The 11,206-nt window shown below is 63.8% G+C and carries 11 protein-coding genes; all 11 read right to left on the bottom strand.

Annotation, left to right across the window (positions count from 1 at the left end):
• Positions 1 to 3 precede the first annotated feature (3 nt).
• The 11 genes from ribD to mihF all read right to left on the bottom strand — a co-directional run bounded on the left by ribD (position 4) and on the right by mihF (position 11,107).
• Entirely contained in the window at positions 4 to 1,029 is a 1,026-nt protein-coding gene (ribD, locus tag HMPREF2526_RS11770; protein ID WP_083295565.1) for a bifunctional diaminohydroxyphosphoribosylaminopyrimidine deaminase/5-amino-6-(5-phosphoribosylamino)uracil reductase RibD, read from the bottom strand.
• The gene (gene rpe / locus HMPREF2526_RS11775; protein ID WP_070547349.1) at positions 1,026 to 1,703 is read right to left on the bottom strand and encodes a ribulose-phosphate 3-epimerase; all 678 of its coding nucleotides are present in this window, start codon (positions 1,701 to 1,703) and stop codon (positions 1,026 to 1,028) included. Before rpe ends, ribD begins: the two co-directional genes overlap by 4 nt.
• A gap of 28 nt (positions 1,704 to 1,731) precedes the next feature.
• Positions 1,732 to 3,366: an RsmB/NOP family class I SAM-dependent RNA methyltransferase gene (locus HMPREF2526_RS11780; protein WP_070547350.1), complete on the bottom strand. Its 1,635-nt coding sequence runs from the start codon at positions 3,364 to 3,366 to the stop codon at positions 1,732 to 1,734.
• Positions 3,363 to 4,364: a methionyl-tRNA formyltransferase gene (gene fmt, locus HMPREF2526_RS11785; RefSeq protein ID WP_070547351.1), complete on the bottom strand. Its 1,002-nt coding sequence runs from the start codon at positions 4,362 to 4,364 to the stop codon at positions 3,363 to 3,365. The genes HMPREF2526_RS11780 and fmt overlap by 4 nt, the downstream gene beginning before the upstream one ends.
• A 53-nt stretch (positions 4,365 to 4,417) precedes the next feature.
• Positions 4,418 to 4,927, bottom strand: coding sequence for a peptide deformylase (gene def, locus HMPREF2526_RS11790; protein WP_070547352.1), 510 nt, complete (start codon positions 4,925 to 4,927; stop codon positions 4,418 to 4,420).
• Between the two features lie 127 nt (positions 4,928 to 5,054).
• Complete coding sequence (locus HMPREF2526_RS11795; protein WP_049157475.1) at positions 5,055 to 7,097, bottom strand: primosomal protein N'; 2,043 nt, start codon at positions 7,095 to 7,097, stop codon at positions 5,055 to 5,057.
• 11 nt (positions 7,098 to 7,108) lie between these two features.
• Positions 7,109 to 8,332, bottom strand: a complete 1,224-nt coding sequence (gene metK / locus HMPREF2526_RS11800) for a methionine adenosyltransferase (RefSeq protein ID WP_070547353.1) — start codon at positions 8,330 to 8,332, stop codon at positions 7,109 to 7,111.
• A gap of 115 nt (positions 8,333 to 8,447) precedes the next feature.
• The gene (coaBC, locus tag HMPREF2526_RS11805) at positions 8,448 to 9,716 is read right to left on the bottom strand and encodes a bifunctional phosphopantothenoylcysteine decarboxylase/phosphopantothenate--cysteine ligase CoaBC (protein ID WP_070516583.1); all 1,269 of its coding nucleotides are present in this window, start codon (positions 9,714 to 9,716) and stop codon (positions 8,448 to 8,450) included.
• Between the two features lie 151 nt (positions 9,717 to 9,867).
• Positions 9,868 to 10,170, bottom strand: a complete 303-nt coding sequence (rpoZ, locus tag HMPREF2526_RS11810) for a DNA-directed RNA polymerase subunit omega (RefSeq protein WP_046649090.1) — start codon at positions 10,168 to 10,170, stop codon at positions 9,868 to 9,870.
• A gap of 38 nt (positions 10,171 to 10,208) precedes the next feature.
• A complete protein-coding gene (gmk, locus tag HMPREF2526_RS11815; protein ID WP_046649089.1) occupies positions 10,209 to 10,778 on the bottom strand; it encodes a guanylate kinase in 570 nt (189 codons plus the stop codon).
• An 8-nt stretch (positions 10,779 to 10,786) separates the two neighbouring features.
• Positions 10,787 to 11,107, bottom strand: coding sequence for an integration host factor, actinobacterial type (mihF, locus tag HMPREF2526_RS11820; RefSeq protein WP_010186801.1), 321 nt, complete (start codon positions 11,105 to 11,107; stop codon positions 10,787 to 10,789).
• Positions 11,108 to 11,206: the final 99 nt, after the last annotated feature.

The following is an 11,206-nucleotide window of genomic DNA, read 5'->3' on the forward strand; positions in this document are numbered from 1 at the left end:
CTTTTAACCTTTGAGCTTTCTATATTCCACGAGCAGGTCCTCGCCTAGCTCGGTAACCGCCACGCGCTGCCACCTCTCAGCCTGGGCCAGATTCTGGGACAGAGCACGGGTGAGAACTCCTCTGCCCTCGCCAAGAATGACGTTGCCCAGGTAGGCCTGAATACGCTCGACGTAGCCCAACTCCATGAAGCTGGTGGCTAGCCCTGCGCCGCCTTCGACAAGGATGTCTCGCGCGCCGCTGGCGTACAGCTGATCTAGTGCCTCCTGCGGCGTGGAATAGTGCTCGAAGCCGAGCTCGACCAGGTTACTAGCCCCGCCCCGGCTAACATCGCGGGAACCGATGACAACGCGCCGCGGTTGCCGCTCACGCAACGAACCATCCGGGTAGCGCGCCGTCAACGAGGGATTATCCGCTAACGCCGTGCCGGTTCCAATAAGGATGGCATCGCGCTGCGCCCTATCACGATGCACGTGCTCGCGGGCCCGCTCTCCGGTAATCCACTGGCTACTGCCATCCGCCGCGGCGGTGAAACCATCCAGGCTCTGTGCAAATTTGAGCGTGACGTGCGGGCGGCCGAGACTCACCGCGCTCAACCACGGTTCGAGCGCATCATCCACGCCCTCCGGCGGCGCGAGCTGTCCCACCGTGACTCCGGCGCGGCGCAGTGTTGCTGATCCGCCCCCGGCTTGTGGGGTGGGGTCCGGGTGGAGGTAGTACACGGCGGCCACGGAGGCATCGATAAGCGCCTGCGCGCACGGGCCCGTACGACCCGTGTGATTGCAGGGCTCCAAGGTCACCACCGCGGTTCCACCGCGGGCCTTGTCCCCCGCATCGCGCAGCGCCATGACTTCGGCGTGGGGCCCACCCGGGGGCTGGGTGGCGCCGACACCAGCGACGCGGCCGGCAGTATCGAGAATCACTGCGCCGACCGGCGGGTTCGGACTCGTCGTACCGCGAACCCGCTCGCCGGCCTCCATGGCGACGCGCAATGCTTGCGATAGGACAGCAGAATCGTGGCGTGGAATCACAGCGTGGCCAGTCGGCGCAGCTCCTCGACGGCCGCCGCCTTATCTGCTTGCTTGTAAATGGCCGAACCCGCGACAAAGGCATCACAGCCCGCCTCGGCGGCGGAGCGGATCGTCTCGGCAGAAATACCGCCATCGATTTCGATGAGGACATCGAGGCCACGCTCGTCAATGGCCGCGCGCAAGGTGCGCACCTTATCCAGCTGATCCGGCATGAAGCTCTGACCACCAAAGCCGGGTTCGACAGACATGACGAGAACCTCGTCGAAGTGCTCCAGCGCATCCAGCCAGGGCTCAATCGGGGTGCCCGGCTTGATCGAGAAGCCCGCGCGCACCCCTAGGTCCCGAATCCTGCGGGCCAAGGCGATGGCCGCGTCCTTGTCGGCCACGGCCTCGACGTGGAAGATGATGCAATCAGCGCCCGCCTTGGCGTAGGTTTCCACCCATTTCTCCGGCGCCTCGATCATGAGGTGAACGTCGAGGGTCTGCGAGGTAATCCCGTCCACCGTCGCGGTAATATCCGGGCCGAAGGACAAGTTCGGCACGAAGTGTCCATCCATGATGTCAACGTGGATCCAATCCGCGTTGGCCACTGCTTTGACCTCCTCGCCCAAGCGGGTGAAGTCGGCGGCCAGAATGGATGGGGAGATAATGGGAGCAGACGAGTGTGCAGACATGACACTCAGCCTAGTCCCTCACGCCCCGCTAGTCCGCTACTCGGCGGAGGACGGCGAAAAACATTGCATCTGTGCCGTGACGGTGCGGCCACATCTGGGCAGAGAGCTCGCTGCCGAGATCCCCCATGTCCGGAAGCACGTCGCGCGCATCCAGCTCCTCGACGCGGATCTCTGCCCCAACGCCATGGCGCTCCACGGCAGCGTCCACGATGCCCCGGGTCTCGCGCAGGTCGGGCGAACAGGTGGAGTACACCACGACGCCACCTGGGCGCACGAGGTCCAACGCGGACTCGAGGAGCTCGGTCTGCAGTGTGTTGAGTTCCGCAATATCGGACTCGGCTTTGCGCCAGCGGGTTTCGGGGCGGCGACGGAGTGCACCGAGGCCGGAACAGGGGGCGTCGACAAGCACCCGGTCAAAGCCTGCGTCGAGCCCCGGCGCACGACCGTCCGCACGGTGCACGCGCACGGGTAGGTCACCCACTGTTTTTTCCACCAAGGTAGCGCGGTGCGGGGAGACTTCTACGGCATCGACCTCCGCCCCCTCGACGCGAGCGATGGCACCCATCAGGGCGGCCTTGCCACCGGGGCCGGCGCACAGGTCTAACCAACGCCCGGTGTCCTCGCCAATAAGTTCAGCTTCCGTCACCGCGCGTGCGATGAGCTGGGAGCCTTCGTCTTGCACCGCCGCGAGTTTCTGGCGGACAGGCTCGAGGGAGCCCGGGTCACCCTGCTCAAGGTAGACCGCATAAGGGGAATAGCGTCCTTCCTCGCAGCCGGTAATGAGCGCGAGTTCTTCGGCGGATATCTCGCCCGGTCGCGCTACCAGGTGCACGAGGGGCCGCTCAGAGTCCGCCTCGAGTGCGCGCTCCAGCTCCGCTGTTTGCTCGGCGCTGAGCGCGTTATCGTCAGCGGTGTCGAGGAGCCCCAACGCGCGGCCGAAGGAGCGGGCGATCCACTCGGGGTGAGCGTGGCGGAAGGCCAAAGCCGCGACCTCTCCGCTCGGAGCTAGCTTGTCCAGCCACTCTTGCGCAGGTGTGCGGGTGATAGTCCGCATGATGCCGTTGGCAAAGCCCTTGGCTTTCTCGTGGCCGGCCGCCTCCACGAGGCGAACGGTGGTATCGACCGCCGCGTGCGCCTCCACCCGGGTGTAGAGCACCTGGTAGGTTCCCAGTCGCAGGGCCGTGAGCACCTCGGGCGCAATGGCGTCGAGCCCGCGCGACGAGCATTCAGCGATGACCGCATCGAGAACGCCCTCGGTGCGCAGCGTGCCATAGGTCAGTTCCGTGGCAAAGGCGGCGTCGCGGCCGCTGAGCTTGTTCGAGCTCACGGCCTTCGGCAGCGTGAGGTTGGCAAAAGCGTCATCCGCCGCTACCCGCTGCAGTACCTCGAAGGCGACCGCGCGCGGCACGTCGACCCCGCTGCGCCGTGCCGCGGAAATCAGCGACGGGTTCTGGCGATCGTGGTGAGCAGTCTGGCGCTGTCCGCCTCGGCGGTCACGCTGCGCACCGGTGTTCTTATAACCTCCGCGTCCCTTGTGGTCGTTTCCACCGCGGGAGCTTCCACGCTGTTGGCTGCCCCGTTGCTGCTTTCCCTTCTCTGCGCCTGCCCCCGCGCGCTGCGCCGAGTCCCCGGACTTACTGCGGGACCTAAACCCTCCGGTCATGAGAACTTCACCTCGTCTGTGTCTGTGGAATCCGTGCCACGAGAGCCTTGGCTAGCAAGACCTCGGCCCCAATCGGCGGCGTTCATCATCTTCTTGCCGGGCGGTTGAATCTTGCCCAAACGTACTGGGGAGCTACCGGTGCCGACCATGACGGCATTCTTGGCCACGTGCACTTCTCCTGGCTGGAGTGCGCGCACTGCGGCAGGCTCTGGCAGCGCCTCGAGTTCGGCGGGTGCCACGCTGCTTACAGGCCCTACCTTCAGGCGGGATTCCCCCATTAAGGTCCAGGCTCCCGGCCCCGGGGTATGGGCGCGGATGTGGCGATCAACGACGTCAGCAGGCAGGGTCCAGTCAATGCGGGCGTCGTCGGTCGCGATCTTGTGCGCATAAGTGGCCTCTCCTTCCTGCGGCTGCGGCGTAATGCTGCCGTCCTCCAGTCCATCCATGGTCTGAACAAGGAGGTCACCACCCGCATACGCCAGTCGCGTGAGCAGGTCATCAGCGGTGTCGGTGGGCAGTACTGCTTCCTCGATGGTTGCCAGGATGTCCCCGGTATCCAGGCCCTGATCGATGCGGAAGGTCGTGGCGCCAGTGCGCTCGTCGCCGGCCGCAATGGCTGCCTGGACCGGTGCTGCGCCGCGCCACGCTGGAAGCAGGGAGAAGTGCAGGTTGACCCAGCCGTGCGTTGGGAGGCCCAGCAGATCCTCAGTGATCAGATTTCCGTAGGCCACCACCGGAATAGCCTCCGGAGCAATCTCCGCCAACCGCGCGCGCAGGGCGTCGCCGTCCTCGGTGCCTGGCTTGAGTGTGGTTGGCGTAAGAACCTCGATTCCGTGTTCCTGGGCCAGCGCCTTCACGGGACTGGGGTGCAGGGTGCGCCCGCGGCCGCGGCGGGCATCAGGACGGGTGATGACGGCGGCTATGTCGTGGTGTGAGGCAATGAGTTTCTCCAAAGCCACGACGGCGGGCTCGGGGGTTCCGGCGAAAACGATGCGCACAGTGGGTGCATGCCTTTCTCTCGTGAGGTTGATTGTTGATTAAAGTCTGACGCCTATGCGTTGAACCACTCCGACTGGCGGATGATCTTCATGGATTCCTTTCGCAACTCATCGCTCAGGCGCTTGAGGAACAAAATTCCGTCGAGGTGATCCGTTTCGTGTTGGATGCAGCGTGCCATCAGTCCGGACGCGAGCATAGACACTGGGCGGCCTAGGGGATCGAAGCCTGTAAGGCGTACGGTATTGAACCTTTCGGTGGGCTGGGAAATACCGGGGATGGACAGGCAGCCCTCTGGTCCCAGCTGAGTCTCTTCTCCCACTGCTTCCCACTCGGGGTTGATGATGGCACCGCGCAGGCCGTGCTGATAGTGAGAGCAGTCAAAAACGAAGATGCGCATGGTCACGCCGATCTGGTTAGCCGCTAGGCCTACTCCCCCGGCGTCTTCCATGGTCTCCAACATGTCCTGAGCTAGACGCTCGAGCGATGGCCCGAATTCGGTGATCTCCTCGGCCCGGGTGCTCAGGACGGGATCGCCATAGAGGCGAACCTCGCGCACGGTCATAGTATGAACTCCTCGTGGTTTGCAGTCTTTCACGGTAAGCAGGGATTGCCATCCGTAGTGCTCCTGCACCGAGAATAGTTCACAGTAAGCAGTGCGTGCCCTCCAGGGGTGGGGTCGGCTGCTCTGTCTATCCGATGTTGATCGGGTCCACGGCGATGCGCAGAGGCAACACGTCCTTGCGCGCGCTGCGCAGCGAATTGGCCGTTCGCAGCGCCTGCCCAAGCTCCGAGCGCGGCCCCAATGGCGTGCGGATCAGCAGGCGCTGGGGCTCGCCGCCGCGTTCGTGGTCATACTCGCCCGGCAAGCTCACCCCGGGCGGCAGCGGGACCGGGCCAAGAAGCTCCGCGTGCTCCGGTAGTTCTGCCAGCTCCAGGAAAGCGTCGAGCGAGGCATCGGCACCGTCGACGGCCGCCATGTGCACCGCGGGCGGGAAGCGTACCTCGCGGCGTGCCTGCAACTCGGCCGCCGCGGCTCCCACCATGTCCCACCGGCTAAAGAAGCCCACGAGCGGGAGCTGCTCATCTGCTGCCACGATCACCGCTCCGCCCTGCGCAGCCGGGGCCACGAGGGTGGCTGCGGCAGCCCATGTGGTCAAGGTATCCTCCGTAGCTCGGAGATCCTGACGGCCCAGCAACGCCCCGGTTTCCACCAGGAGCGCAGCACCATAGTGCCCTCCCTCGGCAACGCGTGGCTCCGCGCCAGGCGTGGCAATCACCAGCGCGGGGCCGGCAGGGACCTCGTCGACGACTGTGGAGCCACCTGATTGGATAACGCGCGTGTTGGGAAAGGCGCGCCCCATCTCCTCGGCGGTGCGCTCGGAGCCCAGCACAATGGCCCGCAGCCGTGGGGAACCACACTCGGAACAGCGGTAATGGGCGTCGACACGCCCGCACCAGCGACACGTGGGAAGCGCGGCGGAATCCTGCGCCCCATCCGCCGCGCCACGGACAGAGGGCAAACCTAGTGGCCCGTTGCAGTGTCGACACCGTGCCGGGGATGAACACTGCCCACAAGCCAGAATTGGGGCGTAGCCCTTGCGCGGGACTTGGACAAGGACGGGTTCACCGCGGTCGAGCGCCGCCCGAGTGGCTTGAAAAGCTGGGCCGCTGACCGACGTCGTCCCGCCCTGCATGTGCCGCGCCAGATTGATACCGAACGCACCCACCGCAACAATATCGGGGCGCGCCGCTTCCAGGGCTTCCGGAGTTGGGAGAAGATCGTGTGCCCATCCCGACTCAACGAGCAGCTGCGCTTCGGCCGTGCGCGCGTGGCCAGCAAGGATAAGGCTGCATTCTTCCTGCGCGGAGCGCGTGCTCAATACCTCTCGCGTGTGGACGTAGGGCTTGAGGTTATCCACCAGGCTATCGTCACCGTCATTGAGGACAACGGCCAGCTTCAGGTTCTTTACTGGGGCGAAGGCCGCGGAGCGCGTGCCGATAACGATGCGTGCCTGCCCCGTCAGTGCGGACAGATAGCGGCGGTAGCGAGCCTGCGGGCCAGTACTGTGCGCGAGCACCGTGATCTGCTTGGCGGAGAGGTGGCGACGAAACGCCGCTTCCAACAGGTCAAGGTCACGCTGATCCGGCACAACCATGAGCACCCCGCCGCCTTGCAGCGCCACGCTAGCGCCCAAGGCCGCAAGCGCGCCAGCCCAATCTGACCCCGGTGCGATCTGCCACGCTGCCCGCGCAATGTTCCCCGTCAGCACCGAATCCACGAAAGACTCGCCATGCTGGTAGCTCGACCACGCAGAGAGATCCGGGTGCTCTGCCGTGCCGAGCTCTTCCCAGGGAGTGGTGATATCCGCTTCTTCGGCCTTGGCATGGCGCGCCGGGATGGCGGTGCGGATGATATCGGAGCGCACGCCGCCGTAGCGGGCTGCAAGGGATTCGATGAGCGCCGCCATGGTCGGTGTGTACACCGCATAGGGGGAGATGACGCGTTCGATATAGCGGAGCGAACCGGAAAAATCAGAGTCGCTGCTGCGCGAGAGCAAGATGGCGTCAACCAACCTGCCGTTGAAGCGAATACGCACCCGGACGCCCGGTTGCGCGGCGTCGGAATCCGCCTCCTCAATAAGGTAATCGAAGCCGCGGTCGAGGTGCGCCACCCCTAACAAGGGCAACACCCGCGCGACCGGTTGCTGGGCGGCGGGTGTCTTCTTGGGCATAGCGCCCGATTCTACAGGCCGGCGGCACGGCGCAGGTCGACGGCCCGCGAGGTGTCCTCCCACGGAAGGTCAACATCGGTGCGGCCGAAGTGACCGTAGGCCGCGGTTTGGCGGTAGATCGGGCGCTGGAGGTCGAGCTCGCGAATGATGGCGGCCGGGCGCAGATCGAAGACCTTGTCCACTGCGGCCTGGATGTCGGCGTCGCTCAGCCCGCCGTGCGCAGTACCGAAGGTCTCGACGTAGAGGCCAACTGGCTTGGCGCGGCCGATGGCATACGCCACCTGCACCTCGGCGCGGTCGGCAAGCTCGGCGGCCACAATGTTCTTGGCCACCCAGCGCATGGCGTAGGCAGCGGAGCGGTCCACCTTGCTCGGATCCTTACCGGAGAAGGCACCGCCGCCGTGGCGGGCCATGCCACCATAGGTATCCACGATGATCTTGCGGCCGGTCAACCCGGCATCACCCATGGGTCCGCCGAGGATGAAGGAGCCAGAAGGATTGATGAGCAGCTCGGTGTCCTCGGTGTAGTACTTGCCCAAGTCGGCGTCGTTGACGACCCATTCGACGACGTGCGTGCGCAGCTGCTCGGCCAACCACTCCTGGGTGACGTCCGGATCGTGCTGGGTAGAGATGACGACCGTCTCCAGCCGCGTGGGTACATCATTCTCGTCGTAGGCGTAGGTGACCTGGGTCTTGCCATCGGGGCGTAGGGAAGGCACGATGCCCTCCTTGCGCACCTGGGTGAGACGGCGCGATAGATGGTGCGCCGTGGAAATCGGCAACGGCATAAACTCCGGGGTCTCATTGGTGGCATAGCCAAACATGAGGCCCTGGTCACCCGCACCGTACTGGTCATCGTCTTCGAAGGTGCCGGAACGAACCTCGGTGGAGGCATCCACGCCAGCCCCGATCTCCTGGGACTGCTCACCGATGGCGACGTTGACGCCACAGGTATGGCCGTCGAAGCCAACGTCGGAGGAAGTAAAGCCAATCTCCACGAGGGTCTTGCGAACGATCTGGGGGATCTCTACATAACCAGTGGTGCGCACCTCGCCCACGACGTGCACCTGCCCCGTCGTCACGAGGGTCTCTACGGCGACGTGGGCGTTGGGGTCTTCCTCGAGGAGGGCGTCAAGAATGGCGTCCGAGATCGCGTCACAAATTTTATCCGGGTGGCCCTCAGTTACGGATTCGCTGGTAAAGAGGCGTACCGCCTGTGCAGCTTTTTCAGTCACAAGTTTTCCTTAAGCTAGTTCTGCGCGTCGTGGGTGGGACAGCGCCTTGCCCACGCCTCGGCTGATAACACCGCCCCATCGTAGACCAAGCGGTCTACAGCTGCAAGAACGACCACTACTTCTTCAGGATTTCATTCACAGCTTCAAGTATCTGCGCGGCCACGACCTGTTTCGAGCCAGGCTCAACCACCACTGGCTCGGCATCACGCCGCAGGATCCACCCAGCGCTCGTGGGCTGGCCAAAGACCTTTCCCTCCCCGACCTCATTGGCCATGAGTACATCGCAGCCCTTCTTTGCGAACTTCCGCTGGGCGTACTCCAGGACAGTCGTCGTCTCATCACCGGTTTCTGCGGCGAAGCCGACGATGATGGCATCGGGGTTGAGGGAGCCACTGTCGCGACGCTCGACGAGGCCCTTGAGGATATCCGGATTTTCCACCAGTTCCAGATGCGCCAAATCAGCGTCCGCGGTACCCTTCTTCATCTTTGAATCAGCCACGGAGGCTGGGCGATAGTCCGCAACGGCCGCGGCCATGATGACGATGTCCGCGTCGGCGGACTCTGTATTCATTGCCTCCTGCATATCGCGGGTTGAGGTCACCCGCACGACCGTGGCACCGGAGGGAACCGGAAGCGCCTCCGTATTACCGGCAACGATGGTGACATCGGCACCCCGCTGTGCGGCAATCTCAGCCAACGCAAAGCCTTGTCGTCCGGACGAGCGGTTGCCAAGGTAGCGCACTGGGTCAAGGTTCTCTTGCGTGCCGCCAGCGGAGATCACGACCTTCCGGCCCTGCCAATCATGGTCCACGCGGTGGCCGGCAATGATGGTGCGAGCAAATTCCGCAATCTGCTCCGGATCCGGCAACCGGCCTGCGCCCGTATCGGTACCGGTCAAGCGGCCGTGGGCGGGCTCCATGACAGTAACTCCGCGACGGCGCAGCGTAGCCACGTTGTCTTGGGTTGCCGGGTTAAGCCACATCTCCGTGTGCATCGCTGGGGCGATAATCACCGGACACGTCGCAACGAGGACAGACGCGCTGAGAAGATCGTCTGCGCGACCACCAGCCAAACGCGCGATCAGGTCCGCGGTTGCCGGGGCAATAACGATGGCATCCGCTTGCTGGCCTAGGGAGACGTGCTGGACTTCATCCACCGCATCAAAGACCGTGGTCGACACCGGATGCCCCGACAAGGCCTCAAAGGTCGCTGCCCCAACGAAGTTCAGCGCAGCCTCGGTAGGAATCACGCGAACATCATCGCCATGCTCAGTGAAATCGCGGATAAGATGGCACGCCTTGTAGGCGGCAATTCCTCCCGCCACTCCGATGAGGATGCGCCGCCGTTGAGCCGACCCCGCCCCTGCGGACTCTGGATGATTCACGGCGCTACTTTCTTGAGCTTCTTGGAAATGCTGTACGTCCTTCACTCGGACGATGTTACCCAAGACGCACTGAACCCACCCAGTATCTTGGCAGACACGTGGGTGGGTTCAGTTCAGAATGTGCTGTAGGCAGCGACCGGCACGGAAAAGCTTAGTTGCCTTCCTCGTGGTCCAGCAGGCCGGCTTCGATTTCGCGCAAAGCGATGGACAGCGGCTTCTCCCCCGGTTCCGGGGTCACCAGCGGTCCGACAAACTCGAAGACGCCTTCATCCTGTTCTTGGTAGTAGCTGTTGATCTGGCGTGCGCGCTTAGCGGCAAAGATCACCAGAGCGTACTTGGACGAGACCTTGCCAAGCAGTTCATCGATCGGCGGATCGGTAATGCCCGTCGGCGGATCGAATACTGGTTCCGGCTTAACGGCCTCAGAATTAGCAGGTGTGGTCACGTTGGTCACATGCACCTTTACTGTTGGTAGATGGTCAAAATCGTGGTCTATCCACGCAGGATAGCACTAATAGCGGCAACGGCCTCATCGAGATCTTCATTGACAACGATGTGGTCGAACTCCTTTTGCGCGGCAAGCTCCGACTCAGCGGTCTGCAACCGGCGGTCAATGACATCCTGCGGCTCGGTCCCACGCCCTGTCAGGCGCTCGACCAAAACTTCCCAGGAGGGTGGGGCGAGAAACACGGTTTCCGCCTCCGGCATCGCCGCCTTCACGTTGCGGGCGCCTGCAAGATCAACCTCTACCAACACCGGGCGTCCAGCCGTCATCGCTTCTTGGACCGGCTGAGCGGGCGTCCCGGAACGCTGCAAACCGCCGTGGATCTCTGCCCATTCGAGCATGTCACCGGCGTCGATATGCTCTTGAAAGGTCTCTGGTGAGACGAAGAAGTAGTCCACCCCATCAGTCTCTCCGGGACGGGGCTGGCGCGTCGTCATGGAGACGCTGAAGTAGAGGTTGTCGACATCGTCGCGCAGGCGCGAAACCACCGTGGATTTGCCCACAGCGGACGGCCCGGCCAGAACGACCAGGCGCCCGCGTGCAGTTTCGTCAGCCATTGCGCTAATTACTCGCCGTAGCCGAAACGCTCGAGCAGGGCGCGGCGCTGACGGTCACCCAGGCCACGCAGACGGCGGGTCTGAGCAATCTCCAGGTCCTCCATGATTTCCTTAGCCTTGACCTTGCCAACCTTCGGCAGGGCCTCGAGGAGAGCGGAGACCTTGGTCTTGCCGATGATCTCATCGGTCTCGGCCTTCTCCAGAACTTCCTGCAGGTTGGTCTCGCCACGCTTCAGCGCAGCCTTGAGCTCAGCGCGAGCCTTGCGGGCCTCGGCGGCCTTTGCGAGAGCTTCTTTGCGCTGCTCATCTGTCAACTTGGGAAGGGCCACGGGTTTCCTCCGATTTCATTAGTTCGAACATTGTCTTCTGATGGCTAGCACCAGAATCTCGGCTCACGGTGGGAAGGTTTCCCCAGCGCGGGATAGCTT

It is taken from the genome of Corynebacterium sp. HMSC070E08 (assembly GCF_001808895.1).
GTDB lineage: Bacteria > Actinomycetota > Actinomycetes > Mycobacteriales > Mycobacteriaceae > Corynebacterium > Corynebacterium hiratae.

Excerpts from the sequence above, each read along its gene's own strand:
- rpe (WP_070547349.1), bottom strand. The coding sequence starts at position 1,703 with ATGTCTGCACACTCGTCTGCTCCCATTATCTCCCCATCCATTCTGGCC.
- HMPREF2526_RS11780 (WP_070547350.1), bottom strand. The coding sequence starts at position 3,366 with ATGACCGGAGGGTTTAGGTCCCGCAGTAAGTCCGGGGACTCGGCGCAG.
- def (WP_070547352.1), bottom strand. The coding sequence starts at position 4,927 with ATGACCGTGCGCGAGGTTCGCCTCTATGGCGATCCCGTCCTGAGCACC.
- HMPREF2526_RS11795 (WP_049157475.1), bottom strand. The coding sequence starts at position 7,097 with ATGCCCAAGAAGACACCCGCCGCCCAGCAACCGGTCGCGCGGGTGTTG.
- gmk (WP_046649089.1), bottom strand. The coding sequence starts at position 10,778 with ATGGCTGACGAAACTGCACGCGGGCGCCTGGTCGTTCTGGCCGGGCCG.